This is a genomic window from Psychrobacillus sp. FSL K6-4046 (assembly GCF_038624605.1).
Taxonomy (GTDB): domain Bacteria; phylum Bacillota; class Bacilli; order Bacillales_A; family Planococcaceae; genus Psychrobacillus.
This window is the reverse complement of sequence record NZ_CP152020.1, coordinates 2,487,905-2,511,583: the sequence shown is the minus strand read 5'-3', so window position 1 is coordinate 2,511,583 and position 23,679 is coordinate 2,487,905. Positions and strand designations below refer to the sequence as shown.

The following is a 23,679-nucleotide window of genomic DNA, read 5'->3' as shown; positions in this document are numbered from 1 at the left end:
TATGAACGTTTATCATTTATCTTATCCAAACCATTTATATAACATGAAGAACAATGAAGAATTTTCCCTAGCAATCGGCTTTTTTGATGGTGTTCATTTAGGTCATCGAGCTGTCATTCAAGAAGCCTTGGACAAAGGGAATGAAATGAATCTAAAAACAGCTGTAATGACATTTGATCCACATCCTTCTCTTGTTTTAGGTGGAAGGAAGGAACAGGTATTTTATATAACTCCCTTGGAGCAGAAAATTGATATTCTGGAACAAATGAACGTAGATACACTGTTTGTAGTGAGATTTACATCTGACTTTGCAAAGCTAACCCCAGTTGAATTTATAGAATCTTTCATTAAACGAGCTAATGTAAAGCATGTTACAGCTGGCTTTGATTTTTCTTTTGGTGCTTTTGGTAAAGGGACAATGAAGGATATGGCGGATCTTTCTGCTGGAGACTACTCTGTTTCTGTAGTAGGTAAACAAGAAATGGAAGGCGATAAAATTAGTTCTACCAGAATACGTGGAGCACTTAAAGAAGGTAATGTGGAAGACGCAAAAGAACTTTTAGGTCGCCCATTTATGCTTACAGGCGTAGTGGTACATGGTGATAAGCGCGGAAGAACGATTGATTTCCCTACTGCTAATATTCAACCAAAAGAAGGTCAGTTTATACCGGCTATAGGTGTTTACGCAGTGAAGATACGTGTGCAGGAGCAATGGTATGAGGGAGTGTGTAATGTAGGATATAAGCCTACATTCAATAATCCGGATGAAAAAAAATTGTCTATTGAAGTACATATCATTAACTTTGACCAATCTATTTATGGTGAAGAAGTGGCAGTCCATTGGTACAAGCGCATACGTGCTGAGCAAAAATTCAGTGGAATTGTAGAGCTTAAAGAACAAATCGGCAAGGATAAGCAAGTTGCTATTGATTACTTCAAATTATAATTTTTGAACCAATTGCTTCAGACAAACTGCTACTATATTTGGAGAAGAAGCGTCTATAAAAGTTGCTTCACGTAACAGATTATGCTATTCTTTATAAGTACAAAATGTACTTAACCTTTCCTTGGCTTTTTCGATTCTCCAACGATTGCTCAGGAACAGGGGATATTAAGAATATTAGGAGGAAACCTACATGGCAATTACACAAGAACGCAAAAACGAACTAATCGCTGAGTACAGAACTCACGAAAGCGATACAGGATCTGCAGATATTCAAATCGCAATCCTTACAGAAGAGATTAACTCTTTAAACGAACATTTACGTACACATAAGAAAGATCATCACTCACGTCGTGGTCTATTCAAAATGGTTGGACGTCGTCGTAACTTATTAAAATACTTACGTGAAAACGAAGTACAACGTTACCGTGAACTAATCGCAAAACTTGGTTTACGTCGATAAGATACACCTAGGAAAGCGGGATTTATCCCGCTTTTTCTATTGGTATAAATTTTAATATATTAGGGAAAATATTATATATTAGTATTAGCAAGTAATTTCTGTTTTTTTAGTAAAATATTTCGCATAGTTCCGATATTTTTGATACACTACTTATGATACATATAACCACTATAGCGCGCTAAACATTAGACTGCGTTATATTTCAAGTTGTATAGAAATAGTAGATGATTTATGAAAGTGTGCACTTCTAATGAGAAGGAATCTTTCTTAGGATTGTCGAAAAATTTATTATAGCTAATTAAAAAGAAGTTTTTTGAAGTTGAGAGGAGTCCAGATTAATGAGTGAAAAGAAAGTATTTACACACGAATGGGCAGGCCGTCCATTGCAAGTAGAAATTGGACAACTTGCAAAACAAGCGAATGGGGCAGTTCTAGTAAGATATGGTGATACTAGCGTATTATCCGTAGCGACTGCATCTAAACAACCAAAGAATTTAGATTTCTTTCCATTAACAGTGAACTATGAAGAGAAATTATATGCCGTTGGTAAAATTCCTGGTGGATTTATTAAGCGTGAAGGTCGTCCTTCTGAAAGAGCGATTTTAACAAGCCGTTTAATCGACCGTCCAATTCGCCCATTATTCCCGGATGGCTTCCGTAATGAAGTTCAGGTAATCTCTATTGTTATGTCAGTAGACCAAAACTGTTCTTCTGAGATGGCTGCAATGCTAGGTTCTTCTTTAGCACTAAGTGTATCCGACATTCCGTTTGATGGACCGATTGCAGGTGTTCAGGTAGGCCTAATAGGGGATGAGTTCATCATTAACCCAACGGTAGACCAAATGGAAAAGAGTATTTTAGATTTAACTGTAGCTGGAACAAAAGATGCGATTAACATGGTAGAAGCAGGAGCTAAAGAAGTTTCTGAGGAAGTCGTTTTAGAAGCAATTATGTTTGGACATAGTGAAATCGTAAAATTGATTGAATTCCAAGAAAAAATTGTTGCAGAAATCGGTAAAGAGAAAAAAGACATACCTTTATTTGAACTAGATAAAGAACTTTTTGGTGAAATTAAAGAACTATGCGAAGCTAAGCTAGTACAAGCTATCCAAGTACAAGAAAAGCATGCTCGTGAAGATGCAATATCTGAAGTGAAAAATGAAGTGTTAGAGCAATATAAAGAAAAAGAAGCAACAGATGAAACGTTGAAACAAGTGCGTGAAATTCTGGATGCTATGGTTAAAGAAGAAGTGCGTCGCTTGATCACAGAAGAAAAAGTACGTCCAGATGGTCGTGGTGTAGCTGAAATTCGTCCATTATCTTCTGAAGTAGGCGTTTTACCTCGTACGCATGGTTCTGGTCTATTCACACGTGGACAAACTCAAGCTTTGAGTATTTGTACATTAGGACCGCTTGGTGATGTGCAAATTATTGATGGTATTGGCTTAGAGGAATCTAAACGCTTTATGCACCATTATAATTTCCCACAATTCAGTGTGGGTGAAACTGGTCCAATCCGTGCTCCTGGTCGTCGTGAAATTGGTCATGGTGCCTTAGGTGAACGTGCATTAGAAGCAGTTATTCCAGACGAAAATGATTTCCCATATACACTTCGCTTAGTTGCTGAGGTGTTAGAATCAAATGGTTCTACTTCACAAGCAAGTATTTGTGCTTCTACCCTTGCTATGATGGATGCAGGTGTTCCACTTAAAGCTCCAGTTGCTGGTATAGCAATGGGACTTGTTAAAAAAGGAGAGCATTACACAATCCTAACTGATATTCAAGGAATGGAAGATCACCTTGGGGATATGGACTTTAAAGTAGCAGGTACTTCTAAAGGGATTACAGCACTTCAAATGGATATCAAAATAGACGGATTATCTAAAACCATTTTAGAGGAAGCTCTTGAGCAAGCTAAAATTGGACGTATGCAAATTTTAGAAAGTATGCTTGCTACTATTGGTGAGCCACGCCAAAGCTTATCTAAATATGCACCAAAAATTACAGTTATTAAAATTAATCCAGATAAAATCCGTGATGTTATCGGACCGGGTGGTAAACAAATTAACAAAATCATTGATGAAACTGGCGTAAAAATTGATACAGAGCAAGATGGTACAATTTATATCGCTTCAGCAGATGAAGAAATGATTGCTCGTGCAAAACAAATTATTGAAGACATCGTGCGTGTAGCTAAAGTAGGAGAATACTACTTAGGAAAAGTGAAACGTATTGAAAAATTCGGTGCATTTGTTGAAATCTTCAACGGTAAAGATGGCTTGCTTCATATCTCTGAAATTCAAGAAGAACGTACGAAAAACGTAGAAGACGTTCTGAAACTTGGCGACGAGCTTTTAGTAAAAGTTATTGAAATCGACAACCAAGGCCGCGTTAACTTATCTCGTAAAGTAGTAATTAAAGAAGAAAAAGAACGCGCAGAACAACAAGATAACTAATAATTAAAATATACGTAAACAAAAGGTTGTCCGTAGATCCAATCTACGGCAACTTTTTTAAATAACTAAAGAAAAGCGCAACCGCCTGTCTCTGCCCCGACAGGCAAATGGGGAAAAGCGAGGAGGCAGTTCCTCAGCCACCGGAGCTTTTAACCATTTGACCCCGAGGGGCAAGGCTGCTTGGGCTACAAATAAAAAATAAATGAATAGATTAGATAGAGGTGCTATATTGATAAAGAAGAAAACGTGTAAGAATGGGTTGCGTATAGTGCATGAGCATATTCCACATGTGCGATCTGTTGCAGTAGGCATATGGGTTCAGGCTGGTTCAAGGTATGAATTGCCAGAGGAAAATGGGTTAACTCATTTTATTGAGCATATGTTATTTAAAGGCACTAATACTAGAACAGCAAGACAAATCGCTGAAGAGTTCGATCGAATTGGTGGAAATATTAACGCCTTTACTTCAAAAGAAAATACTTGCTACTATGCAAAGGTTCTCGATCACCATGCAAAATATGCTGTTGAAATACTTTCAGATATGTTTTTTAACTCCACATTCGATCCAATCGAATTAGATAAAGAACGACAAGTAGTATTAGAGGAAATCAAAATGGTAGAAGATACCCCTGATGATATCGTACATGAGTATCTATGGCAGGCTATGTTCCCAAATGATCCTTTAGGTGCTCCTATATTAGGAACCGAAGATACATTAAATACATTTACAAGGGAATCCATCATATCTTATATGGAAAAACACTACACACCGAAAAATATTGTAATTTCAGTAGCAGGAAACATTTCTGAGGATCTATTAGGCTATATAGAGTCATTGTTTGGTGATTTTAAGCAACCAATCTTAGAGGTGGCACAATTTAGCACACCTGTTATTAAACCTGTGTATACGGAAAGCCATAAAGATACAGAGCAAGCCCACTTATGTTTAGCTTATCCTGGGCTTAGTGTGAAGGCGGACAATATATACAGTCTTGTAGTGTTGAATAATATACTTGGTGGAAGCATGTCCTCAAGACTTTTCCAAGAAATTCGAGAAGAAAAAGGGCTAGCCTATTCTATTTACTCATATCATTCGTCATATGAAGATACGGGAGTTGTTGCCATTTATGGCGGAACCTCTTGCAATCAATTAGAAGAATTAAAGAGCTCTATTAATGAAACGATTCAAACTGTCTTGGAGCACGGCTTTACGGAGACAGAAGTTTCAAACGCTAAAGAACAGCTTAAAGGAAACCTTTTGTTAGGACTGGAAAGCTCAAACTCTAGAATGAACAGAAACGGTAAAAATGAATTATTATATGGCAAGCATCGCTCATTAGATGAAGTAAGCGATTCAATTGATGAAGTTACTTTGGAGTCCGTAATGGACCTTACAAAAGAAATATTCTCTCATAAGCCTGCTATTTCTGTAATTATGCCTAAAGACGTCGAGTGTTAATCGACGTCTTTTTTATTTTTTTAAAAGCTTTGTTAAAGTTATTGGTTGTTTAGATTAACAATTTTTTATAGTGACTGTAGACATAAACACAGGAACTTTCAAATGGCTATTAAGAACATAAATAGTTATGAAATTGGGGTTGGTGACAGTTATTCAGGTTATTTATGCGAGTAAATTTTTTAGCGATCGATGCTAAAGCTGTTCCATTTATTGATTGGAGCGCCAGACGGCGACTCCTATGGGATGGGTGATGGCTTATCGCTCACCCCGAGGAAAGCGTCCGGCTGGTGCGAAAAATCAACTCTACTCTCTGATTTAAGATTTATTCATATCCTCTCCTGTAGTTACGCTAGGAGCCCATTATTTTAATGGGTTTTTAATTCACTTTGTTTTAAAGATGGCATATACATAAGTAGAGATTAAATGAGGAGGGGACAGATTGTTACTTTCGGAACTTGCAGAAAAAGAGCTTATTCAAGTGAAAGATGGATCGAGATATGGAAGGCTGGCAGACACTGAATTATTATTTAATCCACAAACGGGTAAAATACTTGGGTTTGAATTATATCAAAAATCTTCATCTTTTTTTCAATCCAATAAAGCTCCTAGGAGAAAAGAGTTTATATCCTGGGAAGAAATAATTCTTATTGGTAAAGATCGAATTTTGTTCAATGAAACTGACTCTTCGATAGAAACAAGTGTATACCCATGAAGAAAAAAATTGCAATTATCGGAACAGACCCACGCTTAAATTTTTTGCAACAATCTGTGTCTGACTATTTAGATACTCAATTGTATCCAACGATGACATGGGATACAGAACTCAGAGAAACTATTTTTGCATATGAACCAGAGGTTATTTTTTTACCGATTCAACCAATCCAAACAGATTGCTCCTTGGAATTGCCTCCCAGTTGTCAAACCCTTTTTATAGGTAAAACAAACGAAAGCATTGATAGGGAATCTAAAAAAGATACTATTCAGCCCTTTTATTATTTAGAGGACGAAGAATGGATTTGGGAAAATGCCAACCTCACTGCTGAGGGCTTTATCAATTATTTTTACTTATATGAAAAACAAGCAATTTATAACAAAAAATTCATCATTACCGGATACGGAAGGGTAGGTAAAAGATTAGCACTTGCTTTGCATCATTTGGGAGCCGAAGTTATTATCTCTGTTAGATCGGAGCTTCAACTTTACGAAGCTAAAAGCTCTGGCTATCAAATAGTAACCCTTGATAATGTTTTGGACCAGCAAGGTAAGGACGCCTATCTGGTTAATACAATCCCTACCAAGTGGTTAAAGAATGAAAATGCAGCCTCTTTCAATCGAGTTTTTGACCTCGCCTCCAATCCGGGCTGTCTCTTGGATAACGAAAATAACATCCCTCTGAATTACAGTCTCTCCACCAGCTTGCCAGGTATGTACTTTCCGCAAGATGCAGGACAATTACTTGCCAGGTCTGTTTTGAAGCATCTTGCTTTTTAGAGGAGGAAAAATAGTGTTAGAAGGTCTACGTATTGGTCTAGGAATCACCGCTTCTCATTGTACGTATGAGGAAGTGATACCAATGATTAAGCAATTTACGGATGTTGGTGCGACAGTTGTGCCAATCATCACTTTTTCAGTTTTAACAGCTGCTACTCGTTTCGGTACAGGAGAAGAGTGGGTAGAAAAAATAGAGGCAGCTAGTGGCAATAAGGTAGTTTCCAAGATAGTAGAGGCAGAGCCTTTTGGTCCTACTAATCCACTAGACTGTATGGTTATTGCACCAATGACGGGTAACTCCATAAGTAAGTTAGCTAATGCACAAACAGACTCACCTGTATTAATGGCTGCAAAGGCCACCTTGCGTAATGGTAAGCCTGTGGTGCTAGGTATATCCACAAACGATGCATTAGGCTTAAATGGAACGAATATTATGAAGCTGCTCACTACAAAAAATATTTATTTTATCCCCTTTGGTCAAGACAATCCATATAAAAAACCTAATTCTTTAATTGCAGATTTCACAAAGATTGTACCTACTGTTGAACACGCAATAAATGCAAAGCAAATTCAGCCTTTACTCATTGCCTATCAATTATAAATATTAAAAATAGTGTATTATTATTTAATTTATGATACAATATCGCCAATATGTTTTGATTTTTGAGAGGAGAGCTTTGCATGTCAAAAAATTATACAACAGCTATTGTAGGAGCTACAGGTGCTGTAGGTCAAAAAATTATAGAGCAACTAGTTAAGAGAAGCTTTCCTTTTTCTACCTTGAAGTTATTAGCTTCCAAAAAGTCTGCAGGAAAACAGATTGATATTGACGGGAAAATTTATACAATAGAAGAAGCTACACCAGAAGCTTTCGAAGGTGTTGATATAGCATTTTTTTCTGCGGGGGGCTCTATTTCAAAAGCATTGGCTAAGGAAGCTAGTAAGAGAGGCGCTATAGTAATAGATAATACGAGCGCATTTCGAATGGATCCGGATGTTCCGCTAGTAGTACCAGAAGTGAATAAATATGCTTTAAATGAGCAACAAGGGATTATTGCTAATCCTAATTGTTCTACTATTCAGATGGTTGTTGCATTAGAACCAATTCGTAAGCATTATGGGCTATCAAAGGTCATCGTTTCGACTTATCAAGCAGTATCAGGAGCTGGGGCTGCAGCTATTCAAGAATTGACAGCTCAAAGTGAGAGAATAATAGAAAGACAACCAAATCCTGAAGTTTTACCTGTAAAAAGTGCGGAGAAGCATTATCCAATTGCAGGTAACGTAATTCCTCAAATTGATGTCTTTAATGAAGATGGTTTTACATTTGAAGAGCACAAAATGATGAATGAAACAAAAAAAATTATGTCTCTTCCGGAACTTTCGATTGCCGCTACCTGTGTAAGGGTGCCTGTTGTAACAGGACACTCTGAATCGGTGTATATAGAGGTAGATAAAGAGAACGTATCCGTTTCTGATATTAAACAATTGTTATCTGAAGCAGAGGGAATTGTTCTTCAAGATAATCCGAATGAGCAACAATACCCGATGCCTTATTTCTCAGAAGATGAAGATGCAGTTTTCGTTGGACGTATTAGAAAAGATCCTTCTAATCAGTATGGTTTCCATATGTGGATTGTTTCTGACAACCTATTAAAAGGTGCTGCTCTAAACTCCATTCAAATTGCTGAAGCATTAATTGAAGAGAAAATATTGTAAGCAAGAATAGTTTTTAGCTTATCTAAGAGGTCGCTTGTTTGTGGGGGGATCGATAAGGAACCACCCATCACTTCCAAGTGGTTGTGGTGTTAAGCTTTCTCTTATCCCTACTTGTGGCACCGCTTGCCTTTAATAATGATAAAATATACTCCATTAAATATATTTAGATTTTTAGAGAGAGTTTTTTCTCTATTCATTTGGAAAAGCGCTAGCAGCCTTGCTCCACAGGTCAAATGGATATAAGCTGCTCGTCGCAAACTAAAACGTTTGCGGTGGCTGAGGAACTGCCTCCTCGCATTTCCCCATTTGCCTGTCGGGGCAAACATAGGCGCCTGCGCTTTTCTTATTGTCTAGCTCCGGCGCCTTGCCCCTCGGGATCAAATGGGAAAATACTGCGGTGGCTGAGGAACTGCCTCCTCGCATTTCCCCATTTGCCTGTCGGGGCAGACATAGGCGCCTGCGCTTTTCTATTAAATATAGAGAATTAAATAAGAGGTGTGGTTGAATGAATATAGGAAATGTTTCTACAGCAATGGTTACACCGTTTAGTTCAGACGGTTCTATTGACTATCATAATACTGAAATACTTATTGAGCACTTGCTTTCGAATGGAACTGATTCTCTTGTAGTTAGTGGTACGACTGGAGAATCTCCGACATTATCAACAAATGAGAAATTAGAACTTATACAATTTGTAGTGGAAAAGGTTAATAAAAGAGTACCAATCATTGCTGGTACTGGTAGCAATAATACAGCTGCATCCATTGAGCTTTCGCAAAAGGCGGAATCGCTCGGAGTAGATGCTTTGATGATAGTGACTCCTTATTACAATAAGCCTAATCAACGAGGAATGATTGCCCATTTTGAGGCTATTGCTTCAGCTACTACGCTTCCTATTGTTGTTTATAATATCCCTGGGCGATCAGTAGTCAATTTGGAGCCAGAGTCAATTATTTCCCTTAGTAAGATACCATCCATTCAAATTGTAAAAGAAGCTAGCGGCAGCCTGGATCAGATGACCAAAATCTTAGCTGGAACAAATGAGGATTTCCTTGTGTACAGCGGGGACGACGGCTTAACCTTACCTTTACTTTCAATTGGGGGGAAAGGAATTATTTCAGTCGCTTCTCATGTTATTGGTAACGAAATGCAGGAAATGATACAGCTGTTTCACCAAGGGGAACATGCTAAAGCTGCTAAAATCCATCAACAAATCTTGCCAGTCATAAAGGCATTATTTCAACATCCGAATCCTGTAGTTGTAAAATATGCACTTTCTAAAATTGGCGTAGAGGTTGGCTCCTTGAGACTTCCTTTAGTTGAGATGAACGAGGAAGAGAAGCTAGATTATGATCGTGTTTGGGATAAATTTTTGGAAACGAAATAATGATATGAGAAGCTGGAGTTCTAACTTCAGCTTTTTTTATTTGTGTGAAACGGTGACGTCCGATATAATAAAAAATAGTGGATGTTGGTCGGGTTAACAATTAGGAGGAAAAGAATTGGTAAAAGCTAAAAATGAACTTATACGTATTATACCGCTCGGCGGAGTTGGTGAAATAGGAAAAGCAATGTACGTAGTAGAAATAGACGATGAAATATTTATAGTAGATAGTGGACTTATGTTCCCAGAAAACGAAATGTTAGGAATCGATATAGTTATTCCAGATATTACGTATTTAGAAGAAAACAAGGATCGTGTTAAAGGAATATTTTTGACGCATGGACATGAAGACGCAATTGGTTCTATTGCTTACTTACTGCAAAAGATTCAGGCGCCTGTATATGGATCTAAGCTGACGATTGCTTTAGCAAAAACGCATGTAAAGGCTATGCCAGTTAAACAACAAATAAAGTACTTTGAAGTTACAAACAAAAGTCGTATGAACTTCCAAAACACACACGTAACTTTCTTTCATACCACACACAGTATTCCAGACTCTTTAGGTATCGTATTCCATACATCTGAAGGTGCAATTGTGCATACTGGTGAATTTAAATTTGATCAGTCTGCTAGAGGGAAGTACCGTCCTGATATTGCTAAAATGGCTGGCCTGGGTGAAGAAGGCGTATTTATATTAATGTCTGATTCAACAGAAGCAGAAAGACCCGGACACACAACATCAGAGGCAGTAATCGAAAACCAATTATCTGAAACATTCCACGCTGCTAAAGGTCGTATTCTAGTATCTTTATATGCATCCAACTTTATAAGAATTCAACAAGTGCTAGACAAAGCAACGGAAACAGGAAAAAAAGTAGCTATTGCAGGTAAAAGCTTGGAAAATATCTTTGCTATAGGGTTAGACCTAGGTTACTTTACGGTTGCAGAGGACACAATCATACCTATAAAGGAAATCTCTAAGTATAATGATGAACAAATAGTAATCATTGTATCTGGTAATCAAGGAGAACCTTTAGAAGCTTTAGAGAAAATGGTACGTAAGCATCATAAAGATATTAAGATTAAAGATACAGATACCGTATTAATAACATTTACACCATCACCAGGTATGGAGGTTGGCGTATTTAATACGATGAACCTGATTGCCAAGGCTGGTGCCAAAGTGTTGACTTCCAGTAAAAATGTCCATGTATCAGGGCATGGAAGTCAAGAAGATTTAAAAATGATGTTAAACTTAACAAAGCCTAAATACTTTATCCCAATTCAAGGGGAATATCGTATGCTTATTGCTCACTCTAAGTTAGCCCAAGATATCGGGATGTCTAAGTCAGAAATCTTTATTGCTGATAAAGGCGACATCGTGGAATACAAAAATGGGAAGATAAGAATGAGTGGAAGAGTACAAGCAGGTAACGTCCTGATCGATGGCATTGGTGTAGGAGACGTAGGGAATATTGTTTTAAGAGATCGTAAGCTATTATCTCAAGATGGAATATTCATTGTAGTAATTACACTTAACCGTGCACAAAAGAAAATAGCATCAGGGCCTGAGATTCTTTCTAGAGGGTTTGTATATGTAAGAGAATCAGAAGAGTTGATGGACGAGTCAGCTAAACTAGTAAGAACAATTGTTGAAAAATATGTGAATAAAGAAACGTTTGAATGGACAAACATTAAACAAGAAATCCGTGATACGCTAAATTCATATTTATTCCAACAAACGAAGAGACGTCCGATGATTATTCCAATTATCATGGAATATTGATATCTAAAAATCAGGATTTCCTTTCCCCAGTGGAAGGAAATCTTTTTTATCTTTTTAAGCTGTTATATTTTACCTGTTAGGGACATCCTAATAGAGAATACTTAATGCAAAGCAGGTGATATTCTTGGCAAAGAAGAAAACAAAGAAAAAAGTTAACAAAAATAAAAGTAAGAAGAAATCCCTTCATCCTTTAATGTTTGAAATAATAGGGCTTCTCATATTGGGAATCGCAGTTATTTCATTCTTTGAATATGGCTTAGTTGGAGAAGTACTCGCTTATATTGGGTATTTTTTATTTGGAAATTGGCATATCGCGATACCATTTATGTTCGTTATTTATGCTCTTATTATAATGATCAAACAATCCTTTCCACCGTGGAATCATCGCTTGTTATTAAGTGGAGCCTTTATTTTAAGCAGCTTACTAATATTTAGTCATTTAGCACTTTTTGAGCAACTGTTTGAGGGCAAGGCACTGATGACGAACTCTGTTCTAAGGGAAAGCTACAGGGTCTTAGTAGAAAGTGGAGGTATTACGAATAGAAGTAGTTCTCTAGGTGGAGGTATGATTGGGGCTATTCTGTTTGCCTCATTCCATGTGTTGTTTGACTCTGCTGGTGCAAAAGTTATTAGCTGGCTACTCTTATTAATTGGTATCGTTCTTTTGACAGGAAAAGCACTTGTACCTTATTTGGTAGAAGTATCTCCTAAGATGGCTGAAAGCTTTAAGAACCGACCAAAAGCTGAAAAGAAAAAGCCTTCAACGGAGCAGAAGAAGGTTTCGCGCAGATCTCGTAAAGATGCAGTACAAGAAGAGTCGGAGCAAGCTGTTACCATACTTGACTCCAATCATCCGCCACAAGAAGAACCAGAAATCCCATCTTCTCCGATTATCTCTGCTTTTACAGAGAGAATCACAAGAAAAGATGAGACAAATGAATCGACAGAACCAACAGAACCTATTGAGATTAATATGGATGCGGATGAACTGGAAAACGAAGATTATCAGTTACCGAGTATTAATCTATTAGATTCTCCAGAGCACAATGATCAAAGTGGAGAGTTAAATGCAATTCAAGCTAATGCTAAAAAGCTCGAGCAAACGTTCTTAAGCTTTGGGGTAAAGGCAAAAGTCATGCAAGTCCATTTAGGGCCTGCAGTTACTAAGTATGAGGTACTTCCTGACGTAGGAGTGAAGGTTAGTAGAATCGTAAGTCTTCACGATGATTTAGCACTTGCTTTAGCGGCTAGAGATATCCGAATTGAAGCTCCAATCCCAGGGAAGTCTGCTATAGGGATAGAAGTACCAAACAAAGAAGTGGCAATCGTAAGCTTACGAGAAGTACTAGAGGCAAAAGAGAATAATAAGCCAAGCCAAAAACTATTAATAGGTTTTGGTCGTGATGTTACCGGACAGGCAGTATTAGCCGAATTAAACAAAATGCCTCATTTACTTGTTGCCGGTTCGACAGGTAGCGGGAAAAGTGTTTGTATAAACGGGATTATAACAAGCATTATGATGCGAGCAAAACCGCATGAAGTTAAAATGATGATGATTGATCCAAAAATGGTTGAGCTTAACGTCTATAATGGGATTCCCCATTTGTTAGCACCCGTAGTTACGGATCCAAGAAAAGCATCCCAGGCATTGAAAAAAATTGTTTCTGAAATGGAAAGAAGATATGACTTATTTTCCCATACAGGGACGAGAAATATCCAAGGCTACAACGACCATATAGAAAAATGGAATGAAGAAAATGAAGAGAAGCATCCTAAACTTCCATTTATTGTAGTGATAGTCGATGAGCTAGCTGATTTGATGATGGTAGCTTCAAGTGATGTAGAGGATTCTATCACACGACTCGCTCAAATGGCCCGTGCAGCTGGAATCCATTTGATAATAGCGACACAACGACCGAGTGTGGATGTTATTACAGGAATCATTAAAGCTAATATACCTTCAAGAATTGCATTTGCGGTATCTTCTTCCATAGATTCGAGAACTATTTTGGATATGGGTGGAGCAGAAAAACTTCTAGGTAGAGGGGATATGCTCTTCCTACCAGCTGGCAGCTCTAAGCCTGTTCGTGTACAAGGCGCCTATTTGTCAGATGCCGAAGTAGAGAGAATTGTCGATTTTGTAATTGAGCAGCAAAAGGCAAACTACCAAGAGGAAATGATTCCAGATGAAGTGGAAGAATCGCAGGAGCAGTTAGAACGAGATGAACTGTATGATGATGCCGCACAACTAGTCATGGAAATGCAAACAGCTTCAGTTTCCTTGATCCAAAGACGCTTCCGTGTTGGATATTCTAGGGCTGCACGTATTATTGATCAGCTTGAAATGGGTGGAATCGTAGGACCATACGAAGGAAGTAAACCAAGACAAGTGTTAATATCAAAACAAGATTACGACCAAGATCCATTGTAAAAAATGTGCTAACCATTTATGAGGAATAACATATGCAAACATACGAAAGATAATCGAGAAGTTCTATACTCGATTATCTTTTTTAATTACTAAAGAATAAATAATTTATTTTTAAAGACATTACAAACATGCGTAAGCAAAGCAGAGGGGTTATCGTGCATTCCTGGAAGGTGACTACCAAAAGTTGGTAAATGTAAAATGCTTCTAAGAAAAATTTGATTTTTAAAGATTTAAAACAGTAAGGCTAAATAAAATTTATTACTATATTTTGAATGTAATTTTTATATATAATTCCTTTTTTTTACTACAATGTGAAGCAATTTAAAACACTGACAAAATTCAGTGTTTTCAAGGGTTTTTATCAATTAGTATCACACATTAAGAGATATATTATGACAAAATGATTACATTTATATATTAACAACGTAAAAACAAATAATAATTTCGTAAATAAAGTATTTATTTAAAAGATTAAAAGTGGTATAGTATGTACTGATTAGTAGGAAAGTTTTACATCAGAGGTCTGATCTCTTCATAATGGTGGTGTTTTAAATGACAATAAAAATGGATCAAAGGCATTTATACCTACAAGTAATCGATCGTCTTAAACAAGACATTGAAAAAGGGATTTTCAAAGAAAAGGAGAAGTTACCTTCTGAATTTGAATTGGCCAAGCTTCTTGGGGTAAGTAGAGCAACTTTACGAGAAGCTCTGCGAGTGCTAGAGGAAGAAAATATTATCGTAAGAAGACATGGTGTAGGAACCTTTGTTAACTCAAAGCCTGTTTTTACATCAGGGATTGAACAACTCTCAAGTGTTTCGGCGATGATTAGAAACGCAGGGATGGAGCCTGGTACTATTTACCTTAGTTCAATGGAATCAGAAGCATCTGAAGATGATGCAAAACGATTCCAGTGTGAGGAGGATACGACCGTTGTTACAATGGAGCGGGTCCGAACTGCAGATGGTGAACCAGTGGTATATTGTATCGATAAAGTTCCACAATATTATTTACCGGCAGATTTTCTTATAAGAAAAGAAGGCTCTATTTTTACAGCATTGGAGGAATCAGGTGATATAAGGATTTCGCATGCGGTTACCTTCATTGATCCAGTGGGATATCATGAAGTAGCTTCACCAACCTTAAATTGTGATCCAGAGACTTCGTTGCTGATTTTAAAACAATTGCATTATGATGAGAATGATCGTGTAGTTTTATATTCGAAAAATTATTTTCGAGCAGACAAATTTAGCTTTCATGTAGTTCGGAAAAGGGTGTAAAAAAGTAGTTCCTGCTAAGAAGAAGAAAAATAATGGGGGTTTTCAAGTTGACGAAACGTAAATTTGGTTTAGGCTTATCACTTGTTTTAGCTGCTGGTACAATTCTTGGAGCATGTGGTTCTAAAGATGAGGAAACAAAGAAAGACGAAGGTTCTAATGCTGGTACTGGAACTGAAGAAACAGCAGACATCTCAATCGCAATGGTTACAGACGTCGGTGGAGTAGATGATAAATCATTCAACCAATTAGCTTGGGAAGGTATTGAAGCATTCGGTAAAGAGCATGGTCTTAAAAAAGGCGATGGCGGTTACGATTATTTACAATCACAATCAGATGCAGATTATATCAACAATATTACTAACTTAGTTCGTCGTGACTTCGACATAGTTTATGGTATTGGTTTCTTGATGGAAAAGCCTATCACTACAATTGCTGAACAGCAAAAAGATGCTCAATTAGCAATTATTGATGCAGTAGTTGATGCTCCAAACGTTGCTTCTGTAATGTTTAAAGAACAAGAAGGTTCTTACCTTGCTGGAGTAGCAGCAGCATTAATGTCTGAATCAAAACAAATTGGTTTTGTTGGTGGAATGGAAATTCCTGTTATTGAACGCTTTGAAGCAGGTTTCCTTGCAGGAGTTAAAGCAGTTGATCCATCTATTAAAGTAGATGTTCAGTATACTGGTAAATTTGACGATGCAGCTCTTGGTAAAACAACAGCAAATCGTATGTACTCTTCAGGCGTAGACATTATTTTCCACGCAGCTGGTGGAACTGGTAATGGTGTTTTTGCAGAAGCTAAAGAACGTAAAACAAAAGATAAAGATGCTAACGTATGGGTTATTGGAGTTGACTCTGACCAATACGAAGAAGGAGCAGTTGGCGACACTAATGTAACGCTTACTTCTATGCAAAAACGTGTTGATGTAGCAGTACAAAACATTGCAAAAGAAACAATGGAAGGGAAATTCCCAGGTGGTAAAACGGTTACTTACGGTTTAGCAGAAGAAGGTGTTCAGCTTGCTGATTCACGTGGAGCTATTCCTGAGGATGTTTTAGCGAAAATTGAAGAATATTCTAAAAAAATCGCTTCTGGTGAAATCGTAGTTCCTGAAACTGTAGAATAATTTGACTTAACATCATAAAGGCCGACTTGCTCGGTCTTTATGATATTTTAAATTAATGGACGAAAGATTTTAAATATTTAAAGTCTTTCCTGTATTAATTTAGTACTAGTATTCAAGTAGGGAGTGAAATTCATTGGATTATGTAATAGAAATGCTAGGCATTCGGAAAGAGTTTGGAACTTTCGTAGCAAATGATAATATAACCCTTCAATTGAAAAAGGGAGAAATACATGCTCTTTTAGGTGAGAATGGAGCAGGAAAGTCCACTCTCATGAACGTATTATTCGGTCTGTATCAACCAGAAGCAGGCGACATAAAAGTAAGAGGTAAGTCTGTGAAAATTACGGACCCAAACGTTGCCAATGACCTGGGAATTGGAATGGTTCATCAGCATTTCATGCTAGTGGAAAACTTTACAGTTACGGAAAATATTATTTTAGGTAACGAACCAACTAATGGCGGTGTCGTAAATATTAAGGATGCTGCACGTAAAATAGAGCAACTGTCAGAAACTTACGGATTAAATGTAGACCCTTATGCAAAAATAGAGGACATTTCCGTAGGAATGCAACAGCGGGTAGAAATTTTGAAAACGCTTTATCGTGGTGCTGAAATACTAATTTTTGATGAACCGACAGCCTCTTTAACTCCTCAAGAGATTAATGAGCTTATTCAAATTATGAAGCGTCTTATTAAAGAAGGTAAATCTATCATTTTAATAACGCACAAACTTAAAGAAATTATGGATGTGTCGGATAGAGTCACGGTTATTCGTAAAGGTAAAGGAATTGGTACTGTTATAACAGCAGAAACAAATCCAAACGAATTGGCATCGCTTATGGTTGGACGTCAGGTTGAATTTAAAACAGTTAAGGGCGAAGCTAAACCTAAGGAAGAAGCATTGATCATTAAAGACTTAATAGTGACAGACTATAGAGGTATTGAAAAGGTTAAAGGGTTAAACTTAACTGTTCGCAAAGGTGAAATTCTCGGTTTAGCAGGGATTGACGGAAATGGTCAAAGTGAGCTAATTGAGGCAATTACTGGTCTTCGTAAGTCTAAGAGTGGATCTATAAATCTAAATGGAATAGATATTACAAACAAAAAACCTCGTAAAGTGACAGAGGCGGGAGTTGGACATATTCCACAGGATAGACATAGACATGGTTTAGTTTTAGATTTTCCAATTGGTCACAATATTGCTCTTCAAACCTATTATTTAGAGCCTATTTCTAAAAGAGGAATTATAAATTACAAAAAAGTGTCTAACTTAGCGCAAAAAATTATTAAAGAATATGATGTACGTACACAAGGTGAGCATACATTGGCTCGAGCATTATCAGGAGGTAACCAACAGAAGGCCATTATCGGTCGTGAGGTTATACGTGACCCTGAGTTGTTGATCGCGGCGCTTCCTACTCGTGGTTTAGATGTAGGGGCAATCGAATTTATTCATCAGCGTTTAATAGAACAAAGAGATAAAGGGAAAGCTGTTTTACTTCTGTCGTTTGAACTTGATGAAGTTATGAACGTATCGGATCGAATTGCTGTTATATATGATGGACAAATTGTTGATTCTCTTTTACCTAAAGAAACGACAGAGCAAGAGCTTGGTCTATTAATGGCAGGACAAACAAGAGAAAAAGATAAGAAGCAGGGGGATGTAGAGCATGTCGAATAGAGTAGTAAATATACTTGTCCCTGTTATTTCCGTAATACTAGGGTTAATCGTGGGTGCGATTGTCATGCTAATAAGCGGATACGATCCTATCTTGGGATACGCTGCGCTATGGGAAGGTATATTTGGAGATGCCTATAGAATGGGTGAAACAGTACGTCAAATAACACCATACCTATTATCAGGGCTTGCGGTGGCGTTTGCTTTCCGCACTGGGCTGTTTAACATTGGAGTGGAGGGGCAATTACTTGTAGGCTGGTTTGCAGCGGCTTACGTCGGTATTGCATTTGATCTGCCAATGTACATACATCTACCACTAGCAATACTTGCTGCAGCCGTTGCAGGAGGATTGTGGGCTTTCCTACCAGGATTATTAAAAGCAAAACTTCAGGTGCATGAAGTAATAGTAACGATCATGATGAACTACATTGCACTTCATACAACGAATGCGCTTATTAAAATCGTTGCTGATGGTGGCGACAGTACGGAATCTATTAAACCAACCGCTTCACTGACGTCTGCTTTCTTCCAAAGCATGACAGACTATTCTCGTTTACATTATGGAATATTTATTGCGTTAGCAATGGTTTTATTAATGTGGTTCATTTTAGAGAAAACAACTACTGGATATGAATTGAAGTCAGTAGGATTTAACAAGCATGCTTCAGAGTATGCTGGTATGAATGTCTCTAAGAATATCATCTTATCTATGGTTATCTCAGGTGCTTTTGCCGGTCTAGCTGGTGCTATGGAGGCATTAGGTACATTTGGTTACGCAAGTTCTAAAGGTGCCTTCACAGGTATCGGGTTTGATGGAATCGCCGTGGCTTTACTGGGGGCGAATACACCTCTAGGAGTAATTTTTGGTGCTACACTATTTGGATCTCTAAAATATGGAGCAACTAATATGCCTAACGCTGCAGGAGTTCCGATAGAAATTGTATCGATTGTTATTGCGATTATTATTTTCTTCGTTGCCTGTGGATATGTCATTCGCTATTTCCTTGAAAAGATTAGTAAGAAAAAGGAGGCGAATTAAATGAGCTTTTTAGATGTATTATATTTCATCGTTCCATCAGCAATTTTCTATGCAGCCCCTTTAGTTTTCACTGCTATAGGTGGAGTTTTCTCTGAAAGATCTGGTGTAATTAATATTGGTCTAGAAGGTATGATGGTTATGGGTGCCTTTATTTCCATCATTTTTAACCTGACTTTCGTTAGTACGTTTGGTGCTATGACACCTTGGGTTGCAGTTATTGCAGCCATGATTGTTTCAGGTATATTTGCTTTACTACATGCGGTAGCATCTGTATCGTTTAGAGCAGACCAAACCATTTCTGGGGTAGCGATTAATATGTTAGGTGTCGCTATTGCATTGTTCACAGTAAAAATGATCTATGACAAAGGACAAACAGATTATATTCAAGAACGTTTTATACGTTTTGATATTCCTGGTTTAAGTGAAATACCAATCATCGGACCAATGTTATTTAAGGATGTCTACTCTACTTCTATTTTAGCTGTTGCAGTAGCTATTCTAGCATGGTTTGTTATTTACAAAACTCCATTTGGTCTTCGCCTTCGTGCAGTAGGTGAGCATCCTATGGCAGCAGATACAATGGGAGTTAATGTAAAGAAAATGAGATACATTGCAGTAATTATTTCTGGTATGCTGGCTGGTATTGGTGGAGCTGTATATGCTCAATCTATTTCAGGAGAGTTCAGTCACACTACAATTAATGGACAAGGATTTATGGCTCTTGCAGCCATGATCTTTGGTAAATGGCATCCGCTAGGAGCACTTGGAGCAGCACTTTTCTTCGGATTTGCGCAAGCTTTAAGTATCGTTGGTGGACAAATACCATACATTGATCAGATTCCAAGCTATTACTTGCACATTTTACCATATGCATTAACGATTCTTGCTGTAGCAGGATTTATAGGGAAAGCAAATGCTCCTAAAGCGAGCGGTATTCCTTATATTAAAGGAAAAAGATAAATTTTTGCTTAGAATTTACCAATTAATAATAAAAAATATAGCGATTAAAAAGGGACCAATTAAGTTTGGTCCCTTTTGTTTGTATTGATATAATTAGAAGATGTATAGTGAAAAGGTATATGAGTAACACTAGAAAGAAAAAGGGGGAATTCTTTTCATGTTTCAACATTTTGAATTAGCCAAAGGTGTCCAGCTTTATATAAGACCTACAGAACAATTTAAAACCATTAATATTTCATTTAAATGGAAGCAGCCATTAACTGTAGAGTCTGCTGCAGTAAGAGCGGTACTTTCCAATGTACTGCAATATAGCAATGCCAAATATCCAACATATGCATCTTTTAGAAAACGTTTAGATGAATTATTCGGAGCGGTATTATATTTTGACACATCTAAAAAGGGTTTAAATCATATTTTTTCTTTAAATGCCGAAACTGTTAACGATGCTTATCTGTCTAATGAAACTGTGGTAGATGAAGTACTTTCATTATTACAAACAGTGCTTTTCCAACCTAACTTAGACAATGGAAAATTTGTTGAATCGGTTGTGAAGCGAGAAAAAGAACAAGTGATAGAACGTATTCAGTCTATGTACGATGATAAAACTCGTTATGCACAGCAACGATTATTAGAAAATATTTTACCCGATCATCCTGCTTCTATTAGCGCTAATGGTACGGTGGAAACAGTGAAGGCAATAACAAACGAACAGTTATTAGAAATGCATCAAAACCTGCTTACAAAAGAACCATTATCTATCTATATTGTAGGTGATGTAGATGTAGATGAAATGAAAACTAAAATTAGTGAATTTTTCCCGTTTGAAGCTCGTTCTGCAGACATTCCAAAAGAAACAGAAAGTGCTGTTTCAACAAACGACAACGAGTTTTTACATGAAAAACAGGACATGAAGCAAGGGAAATTACATATCTCTTATCGAACTCCAGTCACGTTTTACTCTAATGAATTCCCAATTATGCAAATTACTAATGGTATTCTTGGTGGCTTTGCCCATTCCAAGATTTTCATGAATGTTCGTGAAAAAGAAAGTATGGCATACTATGCCTCAAGTAGCTTTTCCTCCCTTTATGGTCGCATTTTTGTATTTGCTGGAATTGATGCCAACCTACAGGAAAAAGCTGTGGCATTAATAGACGAACAGCTAAAGGAAATGCAAGAAGGAAATATATCTGATTTAGAGATCAATCAGACAAAATCCATGCTTAAAAACCAGCTTAAGGAATCTTTGGATTCTGCTAGAGGACAAATAGAAATTTACGATCAATATAAAGAACTCGATGAATCCTTTACAGTGAAAAACTGGACCGCTAAATGGGAAGATGTCACGAAGGAGCAAATTCAAGAAATGGCTTCAAATATCGAAAAGGAATTTGTCTATTTCTTATCTGGTAAGGACGGTGCAGACAATGAATGAAACTTACTTTGAACAGCTAGAAGAAACACTATATCACGAAGAACTTTCCAATGGATTAAATGTCTATATTTTGCCTAAAAAAGGCTTTTCCAAAACATATGTAACCTTTACTACAAAATACGGTTCTATTGACCGAGAATTTATTCCTCTAGGTAAAAAAGAGCCTGTTACAGTACCAGACGGGATCGCCCATTTTCTAGAGCATAAAATGTTTGAAAAGGAAGAAGGAGATGTTTTCCAGAAGTTCAGTGAAAATGGGGCTTCTGCCAATGCATTCACATCATTTACAAGAACTTCTTATTTATTCTCCTCAACAGATAATATATTAGAAAACACTAATACTCTTCTTAATTTTGTACAGGAGCCATATTTCACAGAACAAACTGTTGAAAAGGAAAAGGGTATTATTGGGCAAGAAATTACCATGTATGACGACCAGCCGGACTGGAGGTTATACTTTGGTACGATTGAAAATATGTACAAAGAACATCCAGTGAAAATTGATATCGCGGGCACAATAGAGTCTATTAGTCATATTACAGCTGAGCATCTTTACGAATGCTATAACACGTTTTACCACCCTTCGAATATGGTGTTGTTCGTTGTAGGAGCTGTAGATCCTAAAGAAATGATGGAATTTGTGAAAGAAAATCAGGCTAAAAAAGAATTTAAGGCTCCAGAGGAAATTGTCCGTTTCTACCCAGATGAGCAGCCGCAAGTAGATAAAAAAGAACGAACGTTAAAAATGGACGTACAAAAGTCTAAGCTTTTATATGGCATAAAATCGAACAATGTTAATATTACCGGTGAAGAAATGTTAAATTATGAGTTGGCTATGCAAGTGGCAGTTGAACTGATATTCGGTAGAACATCCTCGTTTTTCCAAGAGGTCTATGAAAAAGGGTTAATCGATGAATCCTATAGTGCAGACTTCTCTATGGAGGAAGGCTACGGTTTTGCAATGATAGGCTCCGATACAGGAAATCCAGAAGAGCTTGGTCAGAAGATTAAAGAAACTATCACTAAATTTGCAACGAATTGGACATTAGAAGAAGAGGATATGAAACGAATCACCAGAAAGAAAATTGGTCATTTCTTACGTTCATTAAATTCAATTGAATATATTGCAAACCAATTTACTCGTTATAAGTTTAACGATATGAATTTATTTGATGTAGTACCAGCCTTAGAGAACTTAGATGTGGACCAAGTCAAGAAGGCATTTGAAGCCTTTAAGGATGAGAATACGCATACTGTATTTAAGATTATTCCATCAAAGGAAACAGATAATGGCTAAGAAGTTTGCTCTAGTGATAGGTGCGTCTGGAGAAATAGGGATTGCTACTAGCCTAAGTATGGCGGAGGCTGGATGGTCCCTGTACCTTCATTTTGCAAGTAATAAAGAGAAGGTGGATGAACTTATAGTTGCCCTCGATCTTGCCTATCCAGAACAGGAATTCATACCTATTCAAGCAGACCTATTAGATACAAATGCAATTGAAGTCATTGTGAATTCTATTTACTCTCTTCAATCGATTGTCTTTGCCCAAGGCCAAAGTCTTTATAAAGGTATAGAAGAGACCTCTCTGGAGGAAATAAGACATCTCTTTCAAGTACATGTAGAGCATCCGATGTTTTTAGCGGGAAGATTAGCGCCTAAGCTACGAAAGCATGAGCATAGCTCTATTATCTTTATTGGCTCTATATGGGGAGAAACAGGTGCTTCCTATGAGGCAGCCTATTCCGCTGCTAAAGGGGCTCAGCATGCGTTTGTGAAAGCCTATGCTAAAGAGGTTGCAATGCAAAAGACAAACGTCAATGTCGTAGCACCAGGTTTTATCGATACAAAAATGAACGCTCATTTAGATGATGAATCACGAGAGTTTATATTAGAAGAGATTCCTGCAGGTATATTTGGAAAACCACAGGACGTAGCCAATGTGGTTGTTTTTTTAGCAAGTGAGAAAGCATATTATATTACTGGTCAAGTCATTCGAGTTAATGGTGGTTGGTATATTTAGGAAAAG

General features: G+C 37.3%; 19 protein-coding genes. All 19 read left to right on the top strand.

Features of this window, described 5'->3' with window-relative positions; translation table 11 throughout:
- The first annotated feature begins 1 nt into the window (after position 1).
- Positions 2-946, top strand: coding sequence for a riboflavin biosynthesis protein RibF (ribF, locus tag MKY09_RS12475; RefSeq protein ID WP_342566789.1), 945 nt, complete (start codon positions 2-4; stop codon positions 944-946).
- A 190-nt stretch (positions 947-1,136) separates the two neighbouring features.
- Positions 1,137-1,406 (top strand): 30S ribosomal protein S15, encoded by a 270-nt coding sequence (rpsO, locus tag MKY09_RS12470; RefSeq protein ID WP_169358635.1) that lies wholly within the window; start codon positions 1,137-1,139, stop codon positions 1,404-1,406.
- Between the two features lie 338 nt (positions 1,407-1,744).
- Positions 1,745-3,862 (top strand): polyribonucleotide nucleotidyltransferase, encoded by a 2,118-nt coding sequence (pnp, locus tag MKY09_RS12465; protein ID WP_169358636.1) that lies wholly within the window; start codon positions 1,745-1,747, stop codon positions 3,860-3,862.
- Positions 3,863-4,091: 229 nt separating this feature from the next.
- Entirely contained in the window at positions 4,092-5,321 is a 1,230-nt protein-coding gene (locus MKY09_RS12460; RefSeq protein ID WP_169358637.1) for a pitrilysin family protein, read from the top strand.
- Positions 5,322-5,760: 439 nt separating this feature from the next.
- On the top strand, positions 5,761-6,033 hold the full coding sequence (locus MKY09_RS12455) for a YlmC/YmxH family sporulation protein (RefSeq protein WP_169358638.1): 273 nt from the start codon (positions 5,761-5,763) through the stop codon (positions 6,031-6,033).
- Positions 6,030-6,812: an NAD(P)-dependent oxidoreductase gene (locus MKY09_RS12450; protein ID WP_169358639.1), complete on the top strand. Its 783-nt coding sequence runs from the start codon at positions 6,030-6,032 to the stop codon at positions 6,810-6,812. The genes MKY09_RS12455 and MKY09_RS12450 overlap by 4 nt, the downstream gene beginning before the upstream one ends.
- Positions 6,813-6,825: 13 nt before the next feature.
- A complete protein-coding gene (locus MKY09_RS12445; protein ID WP_169358640.1) occupies positions 6,826-7,413 on the top strand; it encodes a dipicolinate synthase subunit B in 588 nt (195 codons plus the stop codon).
- A gap of 80 nt (positions 7,414-7,493) precedes the next feature.
- A complete protein-coding gene (locus MKY09_RS12440) occupies positions 7,494-8,531 on the top strand; it encodes an aspartate-semialdehyde dehydrogenase (RefSeq protein ID WP_342566788.1) in 1,038 nt (345 codons plus the stop codon).
- Between the two features lie 505 nt (positions 8,532-9,036).
- Positions 9,037-9,918 carry a 4-hydroxy-tetrahydrodipicolinate synthase gene (gene dapA, locus MKY09_RS12435; protein WP_342566787.1) on the top strand — a complete coding sequence of 294 codons (882 nt, stop codon included), beginning with the start codon at positions 9,037-9,039 and terminating at the stop codon, positions 9,916-9,918.
- Between the two features lie 115 nt (positions 9,919-10,033).
- Entirely contained in the window at positions 10,034-11,701 is a 1,668-nt protein-coding gene (locus tag MKY09_RS12430) for a ribonuclease J (RefSeq protein ID WP_251552879.1), read from the top strand.
- Positions 11,702-11,825: 124 nt separating this feature from the next.
- Entirely contained in the window at positions 11,826-14,132 is a 2,307-nt protein-coding gene (locus tag MKY09_RS12425) for a DNA translocase FtsK (protein ID WP_342566786.1), read from the top strand.
- A 552-nt stretch (positions 14,133-14,684) separates the two neighbouring features.
- Positions 14,685-15,413 carry a GntR family transcriptional regulator gene (locus tag MKY09_RS12420; RefSeq protein ID WP_169358645.1) on the top strand — a complete coding sequence of 243 codons (729 nt, stop codon included), beginning with the start codon at positions 14,685-14,687 and terminating at the stop codon, positions 15,411-15,413.
- 47 nt (positions 15,414-15,460) lie between these two features.
- On the top strand, positions 15,461-16,540 hold the full coding sequence (locus MKY09_RS12415; protein WP_169358646.1) for a BMP family protein: 1,080 nt from the start codon (positions 15,461-15,463) through the stop codon (positions 16,538-16,540).
- Positions 16,541-16,673: 133 nt separating this feature from the next.
- A complete protein-coding gene (locus MKY09_RS12410) occupies positions 16,674-18,221 on the top strand; it encodes an ABC transporter ATP-binding protein (protein WP_169358647.1) in 1,548 nt (515 codons plus the stop codon).
- Positions 18,211-19,257 carry an ABC transporter permease gene (locus MKY09_RS12405; protein ID WP_169358648.1) on the top strand — a complete coding sequence of 349 codons (1,047 nt, stop codon included), beginning with the start codon at positions 18,211-18,213 and terminating at the stop codon, positions 19,255-19,257. Before MKY09_RS12410 ends, MKY09_RS12405 begins: the two co-directional genes overlap by 11 nt.
- Positions 19,258-20,217: an ABC transporter permease gene (locus tag MKY09_RS12400; protein ID WP_169358649.1), complete on the top strand. Its 960-nt coding sequence runs from the start codon at positions 19,258-19,260 to the stop codon at positions 20,215-20,217.
- Between the two features lie 157 nt (positions 20,218-20,374).
- Positions 20,375-21,652: a pitrilysin family protein gene (locus MKY09_RS12395; RefSeq protein WP_342566785.1), complete on the top strand. Its 1,278-nt coding sequence runs from the start codon at positions 20,375-20,377 to the stop codon at positions 21,650-21,652.
- Complete coding sequence (locus MKY09_RS12390; RefSeq protein WP_342566784.1) at positions 21,645-22,949, top strand: pitrilysin family protein; 1,305 nt, start codon at positions 21,645-21,647, stop codon at positions 22,947-22,949. Before MKY09_RS12395 ends, MKY09_RS12390 begins: the two co-directional genes overlap by 8 nt.
- Positions 22,942-23,673 carry an SDR family oxidoreductase gene (locus tag MKY09_RS12385; protein ID WP_342566783.1) on the top strand — a complete coding sequence of 244 codons (732 nt, stop codon included), beginning with the start codon at positions 22,942-22,944 and terminating at the stop codon, positions 23,671-23,673. The genes MKY09_RS12390 and MKY09_RS12385 overlap by 8 nt, the downstream gene beginning before the upstream one ends.
- Positions 23,674-23,679: the final 6 nt, after the last annotated feature.

Bases quoted from the DNA above. Each gene is read 5' to 3' on its own strand.
- ribF (WP_342566789.1), top strand. From the start codon at position 2: ATGAACGTTTATCATTTATCTTATCCAAACCATTTATATAACATGAAG.
- rpsO (WP_169358635.1), top strand. From the start codon at position 1,137: ATGGCAATTACACAAGAACGCAAAAACGAACTAATCGCTGAGTACAGA.
- pnp (WP_169358636.1), top strand. From the start codon at position 1,745: ATGAGTGAAAAGAAAGTATTTACACACGAATGGGCAGGCCGTCCATTG.
- MKY09_RS12450 (WP_169358639.1), top strand. From the start codon at position 6,030: ATGAAGAAAAAAATTGCAATTATCGGAACAGACCCACGCTTAAATTTT.
- MKY09_RS12440 (WP_342566788.1), top strand. From the start codon at position 7,494: ATGTCAAAAAATTATACAACAGCTATTGTAGGAGCTACAGGTGCTGTA.
- dapA (WP_342566787.1), top strand. From the start codon at position 9,037: ATGAATATAGGAAATGTTTCTACAGCAATGGTTACACCGTTTAGTTCA.
- MKY09_RS12420 (WP_169358645.1), top strand. From the start codon at position 14,685: ATGACAATAAAAATGGATCAAAGGCATTTATACCTACAAGTAATCGAT.
- MKY09_RS12405 (WP_169358648.1), top strand. From the start codon at position 18,211: ATGTCGAATAGAGTAGTAAATATACTTGTCCCTGTTATTTCCGTAATA.
- MKY09_RS12400 (WP_169358649.1), top strand. From the start codon at position 19,258: ATGAGCTTTTTAGATGTATTATATTTCATCGTTCCATCAGCAATTTTC.
- MKY09_RS12395 (WP_342566785.1), top strand. From the start codon at position 20,375: ATGTTTCAACATTTTGAATTAGCCAAAGGTGTCCAGCTTTATATAAGA.
- MKY09_RS12390 (WP_342566784.1), top strand. From the start codon at position 21,645: ATGAATGAAACTTACTTTGAACAGCTAGAAGAAACACTATATCACGAA.
- MKY09_RS12385 (WP_342566783.1), top strand. From the start codon at position 22,942: ATGGCTAAGAAGTTTGCTCTAGTGATAGGTGCGTCTGGAGAAATAGGG.